The following is a 20,533-nucleotide window of genomic DNA, read 5'->3' on the forward strand; positions in this document are numbered from 1 at the left end:
ACTGGGGGCATGAGGATCGGAGAGCTCGCCGCGCTGGCCGGCGTGACCACACGTACCGTCCGGCACTACCACCGGCTGGGGGTGCTGCCCGAACCGGGGCGGCTGGCCAATGGGTATCGCGAGTACGGGATCCGGCACGCGGTGGCGCTGGCGAGGGTGCGGAGGCTGACGGGGCTGGGGATGGGGCTGGCGGAGGTGCGGGAGGTGCTGGCGGACGAGGCGGGGGTGGAGCTGGTGGAGATTCTGGAGGAGCTGGACGCGGATCTGGCGCGGCAGGAGGCGGTGATCGGGGGGCGGAGGGCGCGGCTCGGGGAGCTGATGAGGCAGGCGCGGGAGGGGCGGCTGCCGGTCGAGGGGCCGGTGTCGCCGGAGCTGTACGGGCTGCTCGGGGCGGTGGGGGCCGGGGATTCCGGCGTGGCGGCGAAGGACCGGAGTCATCTGGTGCTGCTCGACACGGTGCTGGGGGAGGGCGATCGGGAGCGGTTCTTCGGGGCGCTTCGGCCGTTCGCCGACGACGAGGCCCTCACCGGGCGGGTGCGGGGCTTGTACGAGCGGCTGGACGCGCTCGCGGACGCGGAGCCGGACGATCCCCGGGTGGGGCCGCTCGGGGACGAGCTGGCGGCGGTCGTGCCGGAGGAGCTGGTGCGGATGATGGGCGAGGGAGCGGAGGGCGTGGATCCGCTCGGGGACTCCTTCGGGAAGGCGCTGCTCGCCGACTTCGCGCCCGCCCAGGCCGCGACCGTCCGGCGCATGATCGCGAAAATCGCGGCCCGGGCCGGGGCCGGGAGAGACGAGGGGCCGGCGTGAGGGGCGCTCGGGTCGCGGTGTGGGGCGTACTGCTCGCGGAGATCTCGCTGCTCGTCGCGCTCGCGGCCGGGGCCCGGCCGCCGTACGGCGTGGTGCTCGCGGCCGAGGCGCTGGTCGTGGCCGCCGTCGGGTGGCGGGCCGCCGTGTTCGGCGGGCGGTACGCGGCCGAGCGGCGGGCCGGGGCCGGGAGACGGGCGGCCTGGGCCGGGACGGTGCGGGCGCTGGTGCCGCCCGTGCCGCGCAGGCTGATCGCGCACGAGGCGCGGGCGGTGGGGAGCATCGGGCTGTGGGTGCTCCGGCGGCGGCACGGGGTGGGGCGGGGCGCGTACGCGGCCGGGTACACCGGGCCGCAGACGGCCGTGATGTGGTCGCTGATCGGGGTGGCGCTGGTCGAGACGGTCGTGCTCGCCGTGGTGCTGCCGTGGCCGCTCGCGCACCGGGTGATGCTCGTCGTCGATGTGTACGGGGTGCTGATGGTGACCGGCCTGCACGCCGCCTGTGTCACCCGGCCCCATGTGGTGGAGCCGGACGGCTCGCTGCGGATCCGCTACGGCGCGCTGTTCGAGCTGCGGGTGGCTGCCGGGGAGATCACGGGCGTACGGGTGGACCGCAGGTTCCCGGTGGGGAAACTGGTGCAGCCGCGCGAGGACGGCTCGCTGGAGCTGATCGTCGGCGGGCAGACGACCGTGGCGGTGGAGCTGGCCGGGCCCCTGGCGTACACCCGGCCGCTGGGCGGGCGGGGGACCGCGCACACCGTCCGCTTCCACGCGGACGATCCGCAGGCGCTGGTGGCGGCCGTGCGGTGGGCACAAGCACAGGCCCAGACACAGGCCCAGACCTGAGCGAAGGGGCTCAGGCCGGGACGAAGAGGACCTTCGCCGTGCCCGGGGCGGCACGGGCGAGGCGTACCCGGAGCCGCTCCCCCAGCGGGAGCGGGCGGGGGCTCTCCACCCGGCCCACCACCGCCGGGTCCTCCAGATGGACCGTGCCGACATGGACCGCGCCGGCGGCCGGCTCGCGCTCCCTGACGTCGATCACACAGCCGTCGAAGACCTCGCCGACCCGGCCCGAGAGCAGCGCGGCCTCCACCAGGTCCACGCACTCGCGCTCGACCGTGTTGGCGCGGCGGGAGCCGTCCGCCATCTCGCCGGGGAGTGCGTCGAGCGCGGCGAGCACCCACTCGGGCACCCCCTGCCCGGCGCGGGCCGCGAGACAGAGTTCGCCCGTGTAGCGGTCGATCAGCCGGCGCAGCGGCGCGGTGCAGTGGGTGTACTCGGCGGCGACCGCCGCGTGGATCGCCGGGGAGGGGATTCTGCCGCCGGTGAAGACCGTGTACCCCGCGCCGCGCAGCAGGGCCGTGCACTCCTGGAGGAAGGCCGCGTTCCGGGGGCGGCGCGGGTCGAGGGAGCGGATGAGGTCCGCGTACGAGACATGGTGCGGCCAGTCGATGCCCAGCGCCTTCGCCGAGCGGCGCAGCCGGGCGACCGCGCCGTCCGGGGCGGTGGGGAGGGTACGGAGGACGCCGGTGCCGGCGGCCGTCATGATCTCGGCGGCGGCCATGCCGGTGAGCAGGGAGATCTGGGCGTTCCAGCCGTCGGCCGGGCGGGGTGCGCGGTAGGAGAGGAGGTATGCGCCGTCCTGTTCGGTGATCTCCTGCTCGGGCACCTGGAGGGAGATTCCGCCGCGCTCCCTCTCCAGCGTCTCGCGCAGTGTTCCGATCTCCTTGAGCAGGGCGAGGGGCTCTTCGGCGGCACCGGTGTCGATCAGCCGCTGGGCCGTCGCGTAGTCGAGCCGGGCGCGGCTGCGGACGAGCGCGCGGTGGACGTCGGCGGAGTGGGTGCGGCCCTCGGCGTCGAGGTCGAAGCGCCAGAGAAGGGCGGGGACCTGCTGTCCCGGGAGAAGGCTGGCGGCGGCCTCGGAGAGGGCCGGCGGGTGGAGGGGGATCTTCCCGTCCGGGAAGTAGAGGGTCTGTACGCGGCGGTGGGCCTCGGTGTCGAGCGCGCCGCCCGGGGTGACGAAGGCGGCGACGTCGGCGATGGCGTAGTGGACGCGGTAGCCGCTGCCGTGGCGGGCGAGGTGCATGGCCTGGTCGAGGTCGGTGGAGGCCGGCGGGTCGATGGTGAAGAGCGGGATGCCGGTCGCGTCGGTCTCCGGGAGCCGTGGGGCGCGTGCCGACTCCGCCGCCTCGGCGAGCACCTCGGGCGGGAACTCCCCCGGGACGCCGAGCGCCTCGCGCACCTCGCGCAGCGCGGTGCGCAGCGGGGCCTCGGCTGCGCCGGTGGCGTGGATCAGGCGGCGGGGCATGGAACCGAGCGTAGGCCGCGCGGAGGGTGTCGGCATGCCGGGCGGCGGAGGCCCCGGGGCGGGGGCGTCCAGGCGCGGTGCGGGCGGTCACCCGCACGGGCGACTGTGGGTACCGGGACGGCTACCCTACGTTGACCTTCGAGGGGGTCGGCCGGCTCGGGCGGCCCCGAGTCATCGATCGAAGGATTCCCCGTGCGACGTATCGCCTCCCTGCTCGGCTCCCTCGCGGCGGCCGTGGCGCTGACCGTCACCGTCCCGCACTCCGCCGCGTTCGCGGCGAATGGCGCGATCATGCTCAATGGCACGGTGCACCAGCAGCCCAGCGGCTGCTACCCCAGCGACCGGCGGCCGTTCCAGGTGAACAACCGGACGGACGAGATCGCCCTCGTCTTCGCGAGCCGGGACTGCTCGGGGCCGATCGTGCAGGTGGTCGCGCAGGGCGAGCCGGCCGTGTCCGAGCAGGGCAGGAGTGTGTACATCCCCTGACGGCGGCCGGGTGGGGCCGGGCGGGCCGCGTACCCTGGCGCGGGGTGGTTTTTCCCCCGGTGACCCGGGTTGCCCGGGTGGAACGCGTGAGGAGAGGGTCCGTGCTCGTACTTTTGCCGCCGTCGGAGGGCAAGGCCGCCTCGGGGCGCGGGGCCCCGCTGAAGCCCGAGTCGCTGTCGCTGTCCGGGCTGGCCGAGGCGCGCGCGGCCGTGCTGGACGAGCTGGTGGAGCTGTGCGCCGCCGACGAGGAGAAGGCGCGGACGGTCCTCGGGCTGAGCGAGGGGCTGCGCGGCGAGATCGCGAAGAACGTCGAGCTGCGGACGGCGGGCACCCGGCCGGCCGGGGAGATCTACACGGGCGTGCTGTACGACGCGCTGGGGCTCGCCACCCTGGAGCCGGACGCCCGGCGGCGCGCGCGGTCCTCGCTGCTGGTCTTCTCGGGGCTGTGGGGCGCGGTGCGGGTGGGCGACCGGATTCCCTCGTACCGCTGCTCGATGGGGGTGCGGCTGCCGGGGCTCGGCGCGCTGGGGACGCACTGGCGGAAGCCGATGGAGTCGGCGATTCCGGAGGCCGCCGGGCGGGGGATGGTGCTGGATCTGCGGTCCTCGGCCTATGCGGCGGCGTGGAAGCCGAAGGGCGCGCTCGCCGAGCGGACGGCGACGGTGCGGGTGCTGCACGCGCAGCTGGTCGACGGGGTGGAGAAGCGCTCGGTGGTGAGCCACTTCAACAAGGCGACCAAGGGCCGGATCGTACGGGATCTGCTGATCTCGGGTGCGCGGCCGAAGGGTCCCGGCGAGCTGGTGGAGACGCTGCGGGAGCTGGGGCATGTGGTGGAGGCGCAGGCTCCGGCACGGTCGGGGCAGCCGTGGGCGCTCGATGTCGTGGTGAGCCAGATCCACTGAGCCGTTGCGCGGTGTGCAACATGCGTTGCGTATCGCGCGGGTGCCACGGCAGGATGAGCGTATGACCTCCGTGCTGGATCTCGCGCCCGTCGTTCCCGTCGTCGTCATCGAGGACGCCGAGGACGCCGTACCGCTCGCGCGTGCCCTCGTCGCGGGCGGGCTGCCCGCCATCGAGGTGACGCTGCGGACGCCCGCCGCCCTCGACGCCATCCGCGCCATCGCGGCCGAGGTGCCGGACGCCGTCGTCGGCGCGGGCACCGTGATCTCCGAGGCGAATGTGGACGCGGCCGTCAAGGCCGGGGCCACCTTCCTGGTGAGCCCCGGGTGGACGGACCGGCTCCTGGACGCGATGCGGGCCTCGGGCCAGGCGCTGCTGCCCGGAGTCTCGACCACCTCCGAGGTCGTCGCGCTGCTGGAGCGCGGGGTGAACGAGATGAAGTTCTTCCCGGCCGAGGCGGCCGGCGGCACCGCGTACCTCAAGTCCCTCTCGGGACCGCTCCCCCAGGCCCGCTTCTGCCCCACCGGCGGGATCTCGCTCGCCTCCGCCCCCTCCTATCTCGCACTGCCCAACGTCGGCTGCGTCGGCGGCACCTGGATGCTCCCCGCCGACGCGCTCGCCGCGAAGGACTGGGCCCGCGTGGAGTCGCTGGCCGCCCGGGCCGCCGCCCTGCGGACGAGCTGACCGGCGATCAGTTCGCCCTGCCGGGAACGGAGTCCGCGCGCGGGGCGCTGGAGCTGCTGCGGATCTTCGACGAGGTCCGGAGCGGAGGCATGAGGTGACGCGGAGGCGTGAGGTGACGCGCGTACCCCGGCAGGCGGCGCGGATCGCGGTGCTGGATCCGGCCGGTGCCGTCTTTATGTTCCGGTACGACAACGAGGAGGTCGGCGTCCACTGGGCGCTGCCCGGCGGCGGTCTGGAACCGGGCGAGGATCCGCTGCGGGGTGCCGTGCGCGAGCTGCGCGAGGAGACGGGCTGGACCGATGTGGAACCGGGTCCGGCGTTCTGCCGGTGGGAGCACGACTTCACCCGGGCCGGGGTGCCGGTCCGGCAGCGCGAGGTCATTCACCTCGGGTACGGGCCCCGGCGCGATCCCGTCGGGGATCTGGCCGAAGCCCACGCCGAGGACGCGATCCTGCGCTGGCGCTGGTGGTCGCCGGCCGAGCTGTCCGCCGCCACGGAGGCGCTGTGGCCTCCGCGGCTGGCGGAACTGCTGGACGGCATACGGCGGAACGGGCCGCCGCGGGGCGGGCCGGTGGAGCTGGGCTTCGTCCCGAACCGGTGAACCGGCTCACTGTGGTGAACCGGCCGTGCGGCCGGTCCACCACGGTGTTCAGCCGCGCAGGTGCGAGGTGTCGTTGAGCAGGCGTACGGACGCGTTGCCGTCGGAGTAGTACGCCACCGCCGAGAGGGAGGCGGCCGACAGCTCCATCCGGAACAGGGACTCGGGCGGCGCTCCGAGGGCCAGGCGCACCAGGGTCTTGATGGGCGTGACATGGGTGACGAGGAGGACCGTACGGCCCGCTGAGCGGGCGGCGATCCGGTCGCGGGCCGAGGCCACGCGGCGGGCGACGGTGGCGAAGTTCTCGCCGCCGCCGGTGGGCGCGGCCTTGGACGAGGCGAGCCAGGCGGCGAGATCGTCGGCGTACCGCTCCTGGACCTCGGCGAAGGTCAGCCCCTCCCAGGCGCCGAAGTCGGTCTCGCGCAGCCCCTCCTCGACGCGGACGTCGAGGTTCAGCCGGGCGGCGACCGCCTCGGCGGTCTCGCGGCAGCGCTTGAGGGGGGAGCTGACGATCTCCTGGACGGTGCCGCGCGCGGCGAGGGCCGCCGCCACGGCCTCGGCCTGACGGCGGCCGGCCGGGGAGAGCGAGGGGTCGCCGCCGCCGCTGCCCGAGAAGCGCTTCTCGGGGGTGAGGGCGGTCTCGCCGTGCCGGAGGAGGACGAAGGTCGAGGGCGCGCCCAGGTCGGCGGTGGCTCCCCAGCCGACGGAGGGGGCGGCCGTGAGCGTACCGGCGGTGGATCCCGATCCGTTCCGGCCGGCGGAAGCCGCCGGGGCGGGGGCGGCGGAAGCCGCTGATCCGGCGAGGGCCGCGCGGGCCTTCGCCGCGCCCGCGCTCGCGTCGCCGACGATCCGGGCCGCCGCCTCGTCGCGGGCGGAGAACTCCGCCGTGGAGCGGGCGGGCTCCCACTGCTTGCCCCGCTTGCCCGCGTCCATCGCCTCATTGGCGAGCCGGTCCGCGTGCTTGTTCTTCTCGCGCGGGATCCACTCGTAGGTGACGGACGACGGAGGGTGGACCTTCGCCGCCTGCGCCGCGAGCGGCTTCATGTCCGGGTGCTTGATCTTCCAGCGCCCGGACATCTGCTCGACCACCAGCTTGGAGTCCATGCGGACATGGACCCTGGCCTCGGGGTCGAGCTCGTGCGCGGCCCGCAGGCCCGCGACCAGGCCCTTGTACTCGGCGACATTGTTCGTGGCGACGCCGATGAACTCCGCCGCCTCGGCCAGCGTCTCGCCCGTGGCGGCGTCGATCACCACCGCGCCGTAGCCCGCCGGGCCCGGGTTGCCCCGGGAGCCGCCGTCCGCCTCGACGACGAACTTCCGCATCAGATGCCGGACTCGGAGGTACGGATGAGGATGCGGTGGCAGTTCTCGCAGCGGAGGACGGCGTCGGCGGACGCGGCGCGCACGTCGTTCAGCTCGGTGATGTTCAGCTCCAGGCGGCAGCCCTCGCAGCGGCGCTGGTAGAGACGGGCCGCGCCGACGCCGCCCTGCTGGACGCGGAGCTTCTCGTACAGCTTGAGGAAGTCGGCGGGAATGACGGCGGCGACGGCCTCGCGGTCCTTGGTCACCGACGCGGACTCGGCGTCCAGCTGCGCCTGCGCCTCGTCCCGGCGGGCGGTGGCGTCGTCGGTCTTGGCCTGGACGGCCGTGACACGGGCGGTCAGCTCACTGACGCGCTCCTGGACGGACTCGCGGCGCTCCATCACGTCGAGGACGATGTCCTCCAGGTCGCCCTGGCGCTTGGCCAGCGAGACGATCTCGCGCTGGAGGCTCTCCAGGTCCTTGGGGGAGGCGACCGCGCCGGAGTCCAGACGCTGCTGGTCGCGCACGGCGCGCTGGCGCACCTGGTCGACGTCCTGCTCCGCCTTGGTCTGCTCGCGGGCGGTGTCGCTCTCCTCCGTCTGCGCCGCTACCAGCAGGTCGCGGAGCTGGACGAGGTCTTTGGTGAGCGATTCGATCTCGGCGTGCTCGGGGAGCGACTTGCGCTTGTGGGCGAGCTGCGACAGGCGTACATCGAGGGCCTGGACTTCGAGGAGTCGGATCTGGTCGGCGGGCGCGGCGTTCAGTTGGGGGCTCCAGGAGAAGAGAATCGGGATGACCAGGGATCGGTGACCGTACGCGAGACATGGACCCGCAGGTTCCAGCCCTGCCGGTCGGAGATTTCGTCGAGCTGGGCGGCCGCCAGCTCGCACCAGGGCCACTCGGTGGCCCAGTGCGCGGCGTCCACCAGCCCGAGCGGTGAACGCTGGGTGGCTTCGGACACGGGGTGATGGCGCAGATCGGCGGTGAGGAAGGCGTCCACCCCGGCGGCGCGTACGGCGTCGAAGAGGCTGTCGCCGGAGCCGCCGCTCACCGCGACCGTACGCACGAGCGCGTCCGGGTCGCCCGCGAGGCGGACGCCCTGCGCGGTGGCGGGCAGCCGCTCGGCGGCGCGCCGGGCGAACTCCCCGAGGGTCTCGGGGTGGTCCAGCTCACAGATCCGGCCGAGGCCGCGGCGGCCGGCCGGATCGCTCGCGTCCGGGATCAGGGGGCGTACGACGCGGAGGTCGAGCGCGCCCGCGAGGGCGTCGGAGACGCCGGGGTCGGCGCTGTCGGCGTTGGTGTGGGCGACATGGAGCGCGATGTCGTTCTTGATGAGGGTGTGCACGACGCGGCCCTTGAAATGGCCGGCCGCGACCGTCGTCGTACCCCGGAGATAGAGGGGGTGGTGGGTGATGATCAGCTGGGCGCCCAGCTCGACCGCCTCGTCCGCGATCTCCTGAACCGGGTCGACCGCGAGCAGCACCCGCAGGACCTCGGCGTCGGGGTCGCCGCAGACCGTGCCGACGGCATCCCACTGCTCGGCCCGCTCGGGGGGCCAGAGTGCGTCGAGGGCGGCGATGACTTCAGACAGACGGGGCACGCAAACAGGTTACCCGCGCCACGCGGGGGCGGGGTCCGGGCGGGGGCCCCGGCCCGGGGAACGGCCGCGGCCCCGAGGCGCGGCAGCGGCCTTTCGGCCACCCTGGCCGAGGGTTGTCGCACCCGTACCGCGGTACGTACAGGCACAACCGCTCCCCCACCACAGCGGAATCGCGATCCGACCACCCTTATGTGTGAACAGGCCGGTCTTGTGTTGTTCGGCAGGAAGTGCGAAACCTAACTTCGTCACTGGAGGTGACTGACCGATGACAGTCTGTGCCATCGAGAATGCCACGGAACGGGCGACGAAGGCCGGTGGCGGGACCGCCCGAGGGAGTGCCGGAGGGGCCGCCCAAGGGGCCCCTCAAGGGATCACGATCACCGCGAACGGCGCGTACGCGGCCCGGCTCGCGGGAGCGGGTGAGGCGCTCTTCGCGGAGCGGTGGACGCTGGACGGGCCCGAGCCCTACGCCGTACCGCTGCCGCTCGGCCAGCCCGAGGAGCGCGGCACCGATGTGCTGCCGCTCACCGACGGGCGGGTGCTGATCCGGCGGCGGGTGACCGGACGGCATCTCTTCTCGCTGGTGTACCCGACCGGACCGGGCACCGGGGAGATCCCGCTCGGCGGGGTCGAGTCGGGCGAGCTGCGGCTGCTGCCGCCCGCGCCGGACGGGACACGGGCCTACGCCGTGGTGCCCGGGGAGCGCTCGACCTCGGTCTGGCTGGTGGCCGGGGGCACCTTCGGCCCCGAGCATGTCGCCGAGGTGCCCGGCCACTGCACGGGCGGGGTGTGGCTGGACCGCACGGGCCGGATGCTGGCGCTCGACCGGCGGCTGGGGCGGGGGCCGGTCAAGACGGTGACGGTGGATCTCGCGCGGGGCGGGGAGGTCTCGCCGCTGCTCCAGATCGCCGAGGGGAGCGACGACCGGCTGCTGCTCGCGGAGCCCGACAGCGGACTCCTGCTGATCAGGTCGAACGCGCCGGGGCAGGAGCGGCTGGGGTGGGGGGTGCTGGGAAGCCACCGGCCGGTGCGCTTCCCGGAGAGCCTGCGGCCGGCGGGGTGCGCGGTGACGCCGTTCGCGGTGCAGTCCGGGCAGGCACTGCGGCCGGAGAGCTGCGGGGTGGCGCTGCGGATCGAGGGGCCGGCGGGGAGCCGGGTGGGGGTGTGGCGGCCGGCGGGGCGTCGACTGCATCTGCTGGCGCCGCCCGCCGGGTGGCTGGCGGGGGCCGGGACCTGGAGCGGGGACGGGGTGCTGGGGCTGCCGTGCGTCAGGGACGCGGAGGGGTGCGGGGTGGCGCGGCTGGACGCGGCGGGGGTGTTCGCGCGGGAGGGAACAGTATCGGGGGCACCCGGCGTTGCGGCGGTGTCGGCCGGGACGGGCGCGCAGGTCGCGCCCGTCTCGCGGGTCGCACCCGCCGGTCGTAGGCCGGTGCCTCTGCAACAGGCTCCGCTCGTGGGGCGGATGGGGCTTGGATAAACTCTGCGGGCTGCGAAGTTACTAGCGATCACGCACTGGGGGAAGTTTTCAGATGTCTGATGCACGAACCGTCACGACTGAGGGTCGTCAGCACGGGCTGGAGGAGTCGGAGAGGGAGAGGGCAGGGAAGCACCGGGGGGTCGCGGCCGCGCAGGAGGAGCCGGCGGCCGAGCCGCACGGCAAGCACCGCAGACCGTCGGCGGACCAGGCTTCCTGACCGCCGCCTGGCACGGCGCCGTTGACTCTCGCGCTTCGGGTCACCGGCTCACGTTCACCGAATTCCGGCCGCTGACTCACGGCCGCTGAATTCACGGCCGCTGAATTCACACCGGGCCCGCCCGCCCCCCAGAGCCCCACCTCTGGGTGTCCGGGCAGGCCCGGCTTTCCTCCCGGGGCCGGCCCCGGGCACTCCGGCCCCGGGCACACTCACCGCCCCCGCTCATGGCGCAGCCCCAGCACCTCCGTCGCCGCGAACGTCACTCCCGGCGGGCCGGCCGCGTAGTACGGGGTGAGCACCGCGTCCAGCTCCTCGTAGGTGAAGACCTCCTTCACCGTGTCGAACCGCGCCGCCACCCTGGGCCGCTCCACCACCGCCACCAGCCCGCCGTGGACCACGAGCAGCTGGCCGTTGACCGCCGAGGCCGCGGGCGAGGCGAGATAGCCGACGAGCGGCGAGACATGCTCGGGCGAGAGCGGATCGAGCGCCCCGGGCTCCGGCTCCGCGAAACCGGCGAAGACGTCCTCGGTCATCCGGGTCCGCGCCCGGGGACAGATCACATTCGCCGTGACGCCGTACTTCGCCAGCGCGAGCGCCGTGGAGACCGTCAGCCCCACGACGCCCCCCTTGGCCGCCGCGTAATTCGGCTGCCCCGCCGACCCGGCGAGGAAAGCCTCCGAGGAGGTGTTGACGATCCGGCCGTACACCGGCCCGCCCGCCGCCTTGGAGCGCTCGCGCCAGTGCGCCGAGGCATAGCGGGTGGTGTTGAAGTGGCCCTTGAGGTGGACCCGTACCACCGTGTCCCACTCGCTCTCGCTCATCGAGAAGATCATCCGGTCCCGGAGGATGCCCGCGTTGTTGACCAGGATGTCCAGCTTGCCGAACGTGTCGACGGCGAGGCCGATCAGCTCCCGGGCCCGCTCGTGGTCGGCGACGTCGCCGTGGTGCGCGACCGCCGTGCCCCCGGCGGCGCGGATCTCCGCGACGACCTCGTCGGCCGGGGCGGCCGAGGCCGCGCCCGATCCGTCGCGGCCGGGCGCTCCGTAGTCGTTGACGACCACGCTCGCGCCGAGGCGGGCCAGTTCGCGCGCCTCCGCGCGGCCGAGGCCCCGGCCGGCCCCGGTGACGATCGCGGAGAGTCCGTCGAGCGGTTGCTGAGACATCCGATTCCCCTTCGGCTTCCGTCTTCGGCCTTTGGTGTCTTGGTGTCTTGGTGTCTTGGTGTCTTTGGTGTCTTTGGTGGGCTGGGGCGGCGCGGGGCGTCAGATCTCGACGCAGGTGCGGAGCGCCTCCCCCGTACGCATCTGCTCCAGCGCGTCGTTGATCCGGGCCAGCGGCACCCGGTGGGTGATCATCGACTCCAGGTCGACGCGGCCCGCCCGCCAGAGCGCGATCGCCCGTTCGTAGGAGGCGAGCACGTCCCCTCCCCCGTACATCGACGGCAGGATCCGTTTCTCGTCGAAGAACAGCTCGAACATGTTGAGCCGGAGGAAGTCGTCCATCGAGCCCGCGCCGACGACGCAGAGGGTGCCGCCGCGCCGGGTCGCCTCGTACGCCGTACGGGCGGTGGCGGACTTGCCGACCACCTCGAAGACATAGTCGAAGCCCTCGCCCCCGGTGATCCGCTTCCGCGCCTCGCCGAGCCCTTCGGGGGCCACCGCCTCCGTCGCGCCGAAGCGGAGGGCCGCCTCGCGGCGGGAGGCGATGGGGTCGACGGCGACGATCCGGGCCGCGCCCTTGAGCCCGGCACCCTGGATCACGGAGATTCCGACCCCGCCGCAGCCGATGACGGCGACCGAGGAACCGGCTTCCACCTCGGCCGTGTTGATCGCCGCACCGAGGCCTGTGGTCACTCCGCAGCCGATCAGGGCGGCGATGTCGAAGGGCACGTCGTCGGGGATGGGCACGGCGCAGGCCGCGTCGATCACGGCCTCCTCGGCGAAGGTGCCGGTGCCCGCGAAGCCGAAGACATCGCCGCCGGAGCGCCTGAAGTTGGGGGTGCCCGCGTTGAGGAATCCGGCCAGGCACAGCCGGCCCTGGCCGCGCCGGCAGGAGGGACACGTACCGCACGGCGGAAGCCAGCAGACCAGGATCCGGTCCCCCGGCCGGAGTCCGGTGACCCCGTCGCCGACCTCGACGACCTCGCCCGCGCCCTCGTGGCCGGGGACGAACGGGGCGGGCTGCGGCAGGACTCCGTTCATCGCGGAGACATCGGAGTGACACAGTCCGGTGGCCCGGATCCGGACCCTGACCTTCCCCGGGCCAAAGCCCACGGCCTCGACGTCGTCCAGCACATCGAGCTTCAGCTGCCCGGTCTCGTGGAGTACGGCTGCGCGCACGGTGCGGCTCCTCTCGTGGTTCCGGTTCTGGTTCCGGTTCGGGTTCCGGTTCTCGTGGGGTGGGGCTCAGGTGTGCTCGACGACGGCGTCCGCGAGCACCGGCGCGTCGTCGCGTTCGACGGCGGTGACGGACGCCCGGACGCGGTCCGCCCCGCTCCACATCCGGATACGGAGGGTCTCGCCGGGGAACACCACCCCGGCGAAGCGGGCGGTGTACGAGCGGACCCGGGCCGCGTCACCGCCGAGCAGGGTGTCCACCACCGCCTTGAGCGTCATTCCGTACGAGCAGAGGCCGTGCAGGATGGGCCGGTCGAAGCCCGCCCGGGCGGCGAACTCCGGTTCCGCGTGGAGCGGGTTGAGGTCGCCGGAGAGCCGGTAGAGCAGCGCCTGGTCCTCGCGCGTCCGCTTCTCCACCGTCTCGTCGGGTTTGCCGGGGTCGCCGAGGTCGCCGGAGGGCGGTTCGGCGCGGACGGAGGGGCCCCGGTCGCCGCCGAAGCCCCCCTCGCCCCGGACGTAGATCTGGGATTGGCCGGTCCACAGCGGGCCGTCGGCGTCGGAGACCTCCGTGCGCAGCACCAGGACCGCCGCCTTGCCCTTGTCGTACACGGCGGCGACCTTGGAGGTGGAGAGGGCGGTGCCACGGGGCGGCAGGGGCCGGTGGACACGGACCGACTGGCCGCCGTGCAGGACGGAGGCGAGGTCGACGTCGATGCCGGGGCCGATGCTCGTGCCCGGGGTGGCGGCCGTGCCCGGAGGGCCGGCCTCGCCCCGTTCGGTGGTCCGGGCCGCGCCCGCGACGGTGGCGAAGCTCGGCAGCACCTGGAGCCGGGACTCCAGGGTGTAGCGGAGTTCGGCGGGGTCGGTGGCGGGGACTCCCGCGCCGATACCGAGGTGGTAGAGCTGGACGTCCCGGTGGTCCCAGCTGATCTCGGCACGGCGGGGGGCGGCGGCTACGGCCCTGACGGGGTCGATGGGCATGGGCTGCTCCCTCGCTGGTCGGACGGGGTCACGAGCGGGGTTCGGGCGGCGCGCGGGTGGGCGCGCGCGGGTGGGAGACCCCGGTGCGGACGTCCGCACCGCCGGCCGCACCGAGGTCGTCACGGGGGCGCACGGAACCGGTGGCCGGGCGCCGGTTCTAGAACGCGTTCCAGAATTGGCCGGTCCCCTGTATAACGCAGGGCCCGGCGGTTGTGAAGAGGATTGACGGGATGTCGGACAGGGGGGCTGGGCAGATGAGGCGGTGGTGGTGGGCGGTGGGCGGGCCGGGACATTTGTCACTGCCGAGTCCGTACATTGCGCATCTGCCGTGCGCGCGGGGGCCTCCGTAGCGTTGCTCCCATGACCCAGACTCCCTCTGCGGCACCCGCTGTGAACCTCGGCGGGGCTGCCAAGTCCTTCGGTTCCCTGCCCGCCGTGGACTGCGTCGACCTCACGGTCCGGCGCGGCGAGACGGTGGCGCTCCTCGGCCGTCACGGCTCGGGAAAGTCCACCGCGATCGGTCTGATGCTCGGTCTGACCGCCCCCGACTCCGGCGGTGTCAGCCTCTTCGGCGACTCCCCGGCACAGGCGGTGGCCCTGGGGCGGGTCGGCTTCATGCTGGACAACTGCCGGCCGATCCCCCGGACCACGGTCCGGGAGCAGATAGCCTTCGCCTCCCACACCTTCCCGAGCCCGCTGGCCGTCCCCGAGGTGCTGCGGCTGGCCGGTCTCACCGAGTTGGCCGACCGCCGCGCGGATCTGCTCTCCGACGGCGAGGCGCGGCGGCTGCGGTTCGCCCTCGCACTGATCGGCGACCCCGAGCTGATCATTCTGGACGAGCCCACCGCCGGTCTGGACGCCAAGGCGCGCACCGCCTTCTGGGCGGCCGTCCACGGATACGCGGGGCGGGGCAACACCGTCGTGTTCTCCACCCACTATCTGGAGGAGGCCGACGACAACGCCGACCGGATAGTGGTGATGGACCACGGCCGGATCGTCGCCGACGGCAATGGCGAGGAGCTGCGGCGCTCGGCCGGCGGCACCGTCGTCGCGGTCGATCTGGCCGGCCGGGGCAGCCACGGCCTCACCGAACTGCCGGGCGTCGTCTCCGTGGAGATACGGCGCGACCGGGCCCGGCTCGCCACCACCGATGCCGATGCCACGGTCGTCGCCCTCGCCAGAATGGACGCCATACGGGGGCTGGAAGTCGCCCCCGTCTCCCTCGAAGACGCCTTTCTCGCCCTGACCTCCCGGCTGGAGGCGACCTTGCTGAGCGCCTCGCTCGCCCGGTGAGAGGTGCCGCGCGGGGAGCCGGACCCTCGCCGTGCGCGGGGAGCCGGCCGTCTCGTACCGTCGGTGGCCGAGGGCGGTACGGCACCGCCCTCGGGGGAAGCGGGAACCAGCGATGTGGATGAAGAGAATCGGGGCGCACCCCAGTGAGCTGGGGCCGCCCAGCAGCTTCGCGATGCTGCCCTGGCTGCTGTTGGGGACGGGTGCGCTCTCCACCCTGTTCCAGGGCGGGACTCCCTACCCGTGGATCGGCGGCATCGGGCTGCTGGTCTTCAACACCCTCTATGTGAACCTCGCCTTCCGCGCCTTCGACAAGACCACCCGGGAGGCTCCCGCCACCCGCTGGCTGCTGCTGGCCCTCGCCGTCATCGGCTTCGGGCTGGCGGCCGGGTACGGCGGAGCCTGGCTGCTCTTCTTCCCGCTGCTCGGGCTGGCGACGGGCACGGTGCTGCGCGGGCGGCAGGTGAAGATATGGATCGTCCTGCTGACGGTCGGGGCGAGCGGGGTCGCGTTTCTGCGGGAGGGCTGGGGCGCGGTCGGCATCGCCTACGGGACATTCATCTCGGGGATGGTGTCGACGGCGATCCTGGCGCTCTCCGAGGCGGTGGGGAAGCTGCTGGAGACCCGTCAGGAGCTGGCGCGCATCGCCGTCGAGAAGGAGCGGCTGCGCTTCTCCCGCGATCTGCACGATCTGCTCGGGCACACGCTGTCGGTGATCGTGGTGAAGTCGGAGGTCGCCCGGCGGCTGGGGCCCAAGGACATGGAGGCCGCGCTGGCCGAGATAGCGGACATCGAGTCGGTCGGCCGGCAGGCCCTCACCGAGATCCGTGAGGCGGTCACGGGCTATCGGGAGGGCACCCTCACCACCGAGCTGGACCGTGCGCGGCTGGCGCTGACCGCGTCCGGGATCGAGCCCGTCGTCCATCAGTCGGGGACGCCGCTCGCGCCGCAGACGGCGGCGCTGCTGGGGTGGGTGGTGCGGGAGGCGGTGACCAACGCGGTGCGGCACAGTGCCGCGACGACCTGTGAGATCACGGTGCGCGGCACGGCGGACCGGGCCCGGGTCACCGTCGTGGACGACGGTGTGGGGGTCCCGGCCGGCGGGCGGGAGAAGGATGCTCCGTTCGCGGCGGATCCGGCGGATCCGGCGTCGCGGGCGGACGGGACCGGGCTGCGGGGTCTGGCCGAGCGGCTCGCGGCGGTGGGCGGCTCGCTGGAGGCCGGGCCGCTCGGCCGTGGCGGCTTCCGGGTCAGCGCGGAACTCCCGATGGACGACGACCCGATGGCGTTCCTCTCCGGGACGAGAGCGGAAGCGATACCGGGGGCGGGGCCGGCCCGGTAGAGCGCCGCGTGCCGGACACCGGGGTTCGAGGGCCGGCCGCCCCAAGCGCCTCGCCGTCGCCCCGGGGAGGCGTGGTCCCGTCCTCCGCCCGGCGGAGGGGGTGCAGCGGCGGGCGAGCCTACGATGATGCCGTGGAAGAGATGCCCCGGGACCACCGGCCCGCCAAGTCCGTACGCCTGCTGCTCGCCGAGGACCAGGGCATGCTGCGGGGAGCGCTGGCGATGCTCCTCGGGATGGAGCCCGACATGGAGGTGGTCGCCCAGGTGGGCCGGGGGGACGAGATCACCCCCAAGGCTCTGGAGGTGCGGCCGGATGTGGCCCTGCTGGACATCGAACTGCCGGGGCGCAGCGGTCTGGACGCGGCGGCCGAGCTGCGGGACGAGGTTCCGGAGTGCCGGGTGCTGATTCTGACGACGTTCGGCAGGCCGGGGTATCTGCGCCGGGCGATGGAGGCGGGGGCGGTGGGGTTCCTGGTCAAGGACGGGCCGGTGGAGGAGTTGGCGCGGGCGATCCGGCGGGTGCTGACCGGGGAGACCGTGATCGATCCGGCGCTCGCCGCCGCCGCGTTGAGCGCCGGGCCGAGCCCGCTGACCGTGCGGGAGCGGGATGTGCTGAACGCGGCGGTGGACGGGGCGACCGTGGCGGACATCGCGGGGGCGGTGCATCTGTCGGAGTCGACGGTGCGGAACTATCTCTCGTCCGCGATCGGGAAGACGGGCACCCGCAACCGTATGGAGGCGGTGCGGGCGGCCCGCCGTCAGGGCTGGCTGTAGCGCCGGGGCTGTTCGGCCGGGACAGTCCTCAGGACTGTTCGGCGGGGTGTCCGGTGGGCTGTTCGGTGCGGCGGGGCAGCCAGAGCAGGCAGAGCACGGCGCAGGTGAACAGCAGGCCGGTGCCGACCCGGAAGGCCAGCGCGTATCCGGCCGCCAGGTCCGCCGGGGCGGTGCTGCCGCCGGTGCGGGAGGCGGCGACGGTGGAGAGCACGGCGAGGCCGAGCGCGCCGCCCATGGTGCGGGAGGTGTTGATCATTCCGGAGACCAGTCCCGCGTCGCCCGGCTCGGCCCCGGCGGTGGCGAGGGAGGCGAGCGGGGTGGCGGCGAGGCCGATACCCATCATCATCAGGATGCCGGGGCCCAGGATCGTGGTGAGGAAGGTGCCGTCGGCGGTCATCAGGGACTGCCAGCCGAAGCCGGCGGCGGCGATCAGCGCTCCGGCGGCGGCGATGTTCACGGCTCCGGCGCGTGCCATCAGCCGGGGGGCGAGTTTGGAGCCGATGATCACGCTGATGGAGCTGGGGACGAGGGCGAGGCCCGCTTCCAGCGGGGTGTAGCCGAGCACGTTCTGCGCGTACACCGTCATGAAGAACCACATGGCGAAGGAGGACGAACCGCAGAGCATCATCGTCACATTGGCCGCCGTGACCGCCCGGGAGCGGAAGAGTTTCAGCGGCATCAGCGGGGCCGCCGTCCGCGACTCGACGGCCACGAAGAGCCCGAGCAGCGCGAGTCCGGCGGAGAGCGGCAGCAGGGTGGCGGCGGCGGTCCAGCCGGACTCCTCGGTCTGGACGATGCCGTAGGCGACGGCGGCCAGGCCGCCCGTGACCAGGATCGCGCCCGGGAGGTCCAGCCGGCGGCCCGCGCCGGCCCGGCTCTCGGTGAGCCAGATCGCCGCACCGAGCAGCACCAGCGCGCCGACCGGCACATTGATCAGCAGCACCCAGCGCCAGGAGAGCAGATCGGTGAGGACGCCGCCGACGAAACCACCGGCCGCGCCGCCCGCCGCGCCCACCGCCGACCAGGTGCCGATCGCCCGGGTGCGGGCCGGTCCCGGCGGGACGGCGGCGGTCACGATGGTGAGGGTCGCCGGCGCGAGCACGGCGGCCCCCAGTCCCTGGACCGCGCGGGCGGCGAGCAGCTGCCAGCCCTCCTGGGCGAGGCCGCCCGCGAGAGAGGCGGCGGTGAAGAGCCCGAGCCCGAAGATGAAGGTCCGCTTGCGGCCGAAGAGATCGGCCGCCCGGCCGCCGAAGAGCATGAACCCGGCGAACGCGATGGAGTAGGCGTTGAGCACCCATTGCAGACCGGTGGTGGAGAGGCCGAGGTCGGCGCGCATCGAGGGGAGCGCCACATTGACGACGGAGACATCGAGGACGACGAGGAACTGACCGGCGCTGGCGGCGAGGATCACCAGCCAGGTACGGGCGGGGCGGGCTGCGGAGGGGGATATTCGGCTCTGCTGGGCATCTGCCGGGGCTTGGACCATGGCTGTCATGGTCTCAGCCGCGTTCGGGTCCGTACATCCGGATATCGGGGTGGTTCGGGTGGAGGGCTAGGGCTAGGGCTTGCGGAAGAGGGTGACGACGGCGGCTCCGCCGAGGCCGATGTTGTGGGCGAGGCCGACTCCGGCTCCGGGGACCTGGCGGGGGCCGGCCTCGCCGCGCAGCTGCCAGACCAGCTCGGCGGTCTGGGCCAGCCCGGTCGCGCCGAGCGGATGCCCCTTGGAGATCAGCCCGCCGGAGGGATTGACCACCCACCGGCCGCCGTAGGTCGTCGCGCCGCTCTCCACCAGCTTCCCGGACGCGCCGTCCGGGCACATGCCGAGCGCCTCGTAGGTGAGGAGTTCATTGATCGAGAAGCAGTCGTGGAGTTCGAGGACGTCGACGTCCTCGATGCCCAGGCCCGAGGACTCGTACACCGCGAGCGCCGCCGCCCGTGACATCGGCCGTCCCACGACGTCGATGCAGGAGCCGGAGTCGAAGGACGCGCCGGTGTCGGTCGTCATCGTCTGGGCGGCGATCTCCACGGCCCTGGCGCGCAGTCCGCGCTCGGCGGCGAAGCGTTCCGACACGACGACCGCCGCCGCCGCGCCGTCGGAGGTGGGCGAGCACTGGAGCCTGGTCAGGGGCGCGTGGACGGTCCTGTCGGCGAGGATCTCCTCGACGGAGTAGACGTCCTGGAACTGCGCGCGGGGGTTGAGCGCCGAGTGCCGGTGGTTCTTGGCCGCGACGGCCGCGAGCTGGGCCTCGGTGGTCCCGTGGCGGTCCATGTGCTCACGGGCCGCGTTGCCGAAGATCTGCGCGGCGGGCGGCGAGGCCGCGAAGCCGTGGCCCGCCGCCATCACCCCGTAGTGCCGGGCCACGGGCGAGGCCGCGAGGTCGCCGCCGCTCGCGCCGCCGCCGAGCGCGCCCTTGCGCATCCGCTCGAAGCCGAGGGCGAGCACACAGTCGCTGATGCCGCCCGCCACGAGCTGACGGGCCATCATCAGCGCGGTGGCACCGGTGGCGCAGTTGTTGTTCACGTTGTAGACGGGGACCCCCGTCAGCCCCAGTCCGTAGACGGCGCGCTGCCCGGCCGTGGAGGGCTGTAAGCAGTGGCCCACAGGGACCTGTTCGACGTCCTCGTACGAGATCCCGGCGTCGGCGAGCGCCTGGGAGCCGGCCTCGGCGGCCATGTCCCCGTAGGACCACTCCCTGGCCCCCGGCTTCTCGAACCGGGTCATGCCGACGCCGACGACATAGCTCTTCGCGTGACTCTTCACCATGACGCGCTCTCTCCTTCGGTCGCCCGGGAGCCCCTGGGCCCGCAGAGTAGAACACGTTCCTGTTCGATGGTAGGCCCGCCGGCCCGGCGACCGGGAGGCGCTCGATCGTCCCCGCGCCGATCTGAAGCCGACAGGCCTCAGCGGCCCCGCCCGCCGGCAGGATCGGCACCGGCCGGGTCGCCACTGTGCGCGGTGTCCGGGCCCGGCAGCCGGCGGGGGCCCGGGCCCTGTCCGGCGAGGTCGTCGCCGGGGTTGAGGACCCGGCAGCGCTGGAGGGAGAGACAGCCGCAGCCGATGCAGCCGGTGATCTCGCGCTCCAGCTCCTCGATGGCCCGCCGGCGGGCCGCCAGAAGATCGGCCCAGTGCTGGGAGATGCGTTCCCAGTCGCGCTTGCCGGGCATCCGGCCGTTCGGCAGGGTCGCGAAGACGTCGGCCACCTCGGAGAGCGGGATGCCCATCCGCTTGGCCACCAGGATCAGCGAGATCCGCCGCAGCACATGCCGGGGGTAACGGCGCTGATTGCCCCCGGTGCGCTCGGCGGAGATCAGCCCCCGCTCCTCGTAGAAACGGACCGCCGAGGCGGCTATCCCCGTCCGGCTGGCGACCTCGCCGACGGTGAGCAGGTCCGTCGGAGCCTTCACGGCCATTCACCTCGACCTCACGTCGACTCGG

Annotated in this window: 21 protein-coding genes; 11 read left to right on the forward strand and 10 right to left on the reverse strand. The window is 73.7% G+C overall.

The genetic code is table 11. From position 1 onward, the window contains the following. Positions 1-9: 9 nt before the first annotated feature. Together ABD371_RS23335 and ABD371_RS23340 are read left to right on the forward strand one after the other, a co-directional pair. Positions 10-807: a MerR family transcriptional regulator gene (locus ABD371_RS23335; RefSeq protein ID WP_344479819.1), complete on the forward strand. Its 798-nt coding sequence runs from the start codon at positions 10-12 to the stop codon at positions 805-807. Continuing rightward, on the forward strand, positions 804-1,649 hold the full coding sequence (locus ABD371_RS23340; protein ID WP_344479820.1) for a hypothetical protein: 846 nt from the start codon (positions 804-806) through the stop codon (positions 1,647-1,649). The genes ABD371_RS23335 and ABD371_RS23340 overlap by 4 nt, the downstream gene beginning before the upstream one ends. Positions 1,650-1,659: 10 nt before the next feature. Here ABD371_RS23340 and ABD371_RS23345 read toward each other — a convergent pair whose 3' ends face one another. Continuing rightward, complete coding sequence (locus ABD371_RS23345; protein ID WP_344479822.1) at positions 1,660-3,111, reverse strand: RNB domain-containing ribonuclease; 1,452 nt, start codon at positions 3,109-3,111, stop codon at positions 1,660-1,662. A 192-nt stretch (positions 3,112-3,303) separates the two neighbouring features. Here ABD371_RS23345 and ABD371_RS23350 point away from each other — a divergent pair, with 192 nt between their 5' ends. The 4 genes from ABD371_RS23350 (at position 3,304) to ABD371_RS23365 (ending at position 5,782) form a co-directional block, all read left to right on the forward strand. Then, complete coding sequence (locus tag ABD371_RS23350; protein ID WP_344479823.1) at positions 3,304-3,597, forward strand: hypothetical protein; 294 nt, start codon at positions 3,304-3,306, stop codon at positions 3,595-3,597. A 101-nt stretch (positions 3,598-3,698) separates the two neighbouring features. Continuing rightward, a complete protein-coding gene (gene yaaA, locus ABD371_RS23355) occupies positions 3,699-4,499 on the forward strand; it encodes a peroxide stress protein YaaA (RefSeq protein WP_344479824.1) in 801 nt (266 codons plus the stop codon). Between the two features lie 61 nt (positions 4,500-4,560). Then, entirely contained in the window at positions 4,561-5,181 is a 621-nt protein-coding gene (gene eda / locus ABD371_RS23360) for a bifunctional 4-hydroxy-2-oxoglutarate aldolase/2-dehydro-3-deoxy-phosphogluconate aldolase (protein ID WP_344479825.1), read from the forward strand. Between the two features lie 112 nt (positions 5,182-5,293). After that, positions 5,294-5,782 (forward strand): NUDIX hydrolase, encoded by a 489-nt coding sequence (locus ABD371_RS23365; protein WP_344479827.1) that lies wholly within the window; start codon positions 5,294-5,296, stop codon positions 5,780-5,782. Positions 5,783-5,830: 48 nt separating this feature from the next. Here the strand turns inward: ABD371_RS23365 and ABD371_RS23370 are convergent, their stop codons facing one another. Genes ABD371_RS23370 through ABD371_RS23380 form a run of 3 tightly spaced genes read right to left on the reverse strand, consistent with a single transcriptional unit; the run spans position 5,831 to position 8,681 of the window. Beyond that, positions 5,831-7,102 (reverse strand): bifunctional RNase H/acid phosphatase, encoded by a 1,272-nt coding sequence (locus ABD371_RS23370; protein ID WP_344479829.1) that lies wholly within the window; start codon positions 7,100-7,102, stop codon positions 5,831-5,833. Continuing rightward, positions 7,102-7,845, reverse strand: coding sequence for a zinc ribbon domain-containing protein (locus ABD371_RS23375; RefSeq protein ID WP_344480021.1), 744 nt, complete (start codon positions 7,843-7,845; stop codon positions 7,102-7,104). The genes ABD371_RS23370 and ABD371_RS23375 overlap by 1 nt, the downstream gene beginning before the upstream one ends. Then, entirely contained in the window at positions 7,842-8,681 is an 840-nt protein-coding gene (locus ABD371_RS23380; RefSeq protein ID WP_190121957.1) for a Nif3-like dinuclear metal center hexameric protein, read from the reverse strand. The genes ABD371_RS23375 and ABD371_RS23380 overlap by 4 nt, the downstream gene beginning before the upstream one ends. A gap of 265 nt (positions 8,682-8,946) precedes the next feature. Between ABD371_RS23380 and ABD371_RS23385 the strand changes: the two genes are divergently transcribed. Both ABD371_RS23385 and ABD371_RS23390 read left to right on the forward strand, forming a co-directional pair. Then, a complete protein-coding gene (locus ABD371_RS23385) occupies positions 8,947-10,158 on the forward strand; it encodes a hypothetical protein (protein ID WP_344479830.1) in 1,212 nt (403 codons plus the stop codon). Between the two features lie 52 nt (positions 10,159-10,210). After that, positions 10,211-10,375, forward strand: a complete 165-nt coding sequence (locus ABD371_RS23390; protein ID WP_344479832.1) for a hypothetical protein — start codon at positions 10,211-10,213, stop codon at positions 10,373-10,375. Positions 10,376-10,584: 209 nt separating this feature from the next. Here the strand turns inward: ABD371_RS23390 and ABD371_RS23395 are convergent, their stop codons facing one another. The 3 genes from ABD371_RS23395 to ABD371_RS23405 form a co-directional block, all read right to left on the reverse strand. Continuing rightward, on the reverse strand, positions 10,585-11,538 hold the full coding sequence (locus tag ABD371_RS23395; RefSeq protein ID WP_344479833.1) for a 3-oxoacyl-ACP reductase: 954 nt from the start codon (positions 11,536-11,538) through the stop codon (positions 10,585-10,587). Between the two features lie 99 nt (positions 11,539-11,637). Beyond that, a complete protein-coding gene (locus ABD371_RS23400) occupies positions 11,638-12,714 on the reverse strand; it encodes a Zn-dependent alcohol dehydrogenase (protein WP_344479835.1) in 1,077 nt (358 codons plus the stop codon). Between the two features lie 66 nt (positions 12,715-12,780). Beyond that, entirely contained in the window at positions 12,781-13,692 is a 912-nt protein-coding gene (locus tag ABD371_RS23405) for a MaoC/PaaZ C-terminal domain-containing protein (protein WP_344479836.1), read from the reverse strand. A gap of 360 nt (positions 13,693-14,052) precedes the next feature. Here ABD371_RS23405 and ABD371_RS23410 point away from each other — a divergent pair, with 360 nt between their 5' ends. From ABD371_RS23410 to ABD371_RS23420, 3 genes are all read left to right on the forward strand, one after another. After that, positions 14,053-14,985, forward strand: a complete 933-nt coding sequence (locus tag ABD371_RS23410; protein ID WP_344479838.1) for an ABC transporter ATP-binding protein — start codon at positions 14,053-14,055, stop codon at positions 14,983-14,985. Positions 14,986-15,103: 118 nt separating this feature from the next. Beyond that, entirely contained in the window at positions 15,104-16,324 is a 1,221-nt protein-coding gene (locus tag ABD371_RS23415) for a sensor histidine kinase (RefSeq protein WP_344479839.1), read from the forward strand. A 140-nt stretch (positions 16,325-16,464) separates the two neighbouring features. Continuing rightward, on the forward strand, positions 16,465-17,097 hold the full coding sequence (locus tag ABD371_RS23420; RefSeq protein WP_344480023.1) for a response regulator: 633 nt from the start codon (positions 16,465-16,467) through the stop codon (positions 17,095-17,097). A 28-nt stretch (positions 17,098-17,125) separates the two neighbouring features. Here ABD371_RS23420 and ABD371_RS23425 read toward each other — a convergent pair whose 3' ends face one another. The 3 genes from ABD371_RS23425 to soxR form a co-directional block, all read right to left on the reverse strand. Continuing rightward, positions 17,126-18,592 carry an MFS transporter gene (locus ABD371_RS23425; protein WP_344479841.1) on the reverse strand — a complete coding sequence of 489 codons (1,467 nt, stop codon included), beginning with the start codon at positions 18,590-18,592 and terminating at the stop codon, positions 17,126-17,128. 63 nt (positions 18,593-18,655) lie between these two features. Then, the gene (locus ABD371_RS23430; protein WP_344479843.1) at positions 18,656-19,861 is read right to left on the reverse strand and encodes a thiolase C-terminal domain-containing protein; all 1,206 of its coding nucleotides are present in this window, start codon (positions 19,859-19,861) and stop codon (positions 18,656-18,658) included. Between the two features lie 137 nt (positions 19,862-19,998). Further along, complete coding sequence (gene soxR, locus ABD371_RS23435) at positions 19,999-20,502, reverse strand: redox-sensitive transcriptional activator SoxR (RefSeq protein ID WP_344479844.1); 504 nt, start codon at positions 20,500-20,502, stop codon at positions 19,999-20,001. Between the last annotated feature and the right edge of the window lie 31 nt (positions 20,503-20,533).

The sequence above is a fragment of the Streptomyces amakusaensis genome (assembly GCF_039532665.1).
Classification (GTDB): Bacteria; Actinomycetota; Actinomycetes; order Streptomycetales; family Streptomycetaceae; genus Streptomyces; species Streptomyces amakusaensis.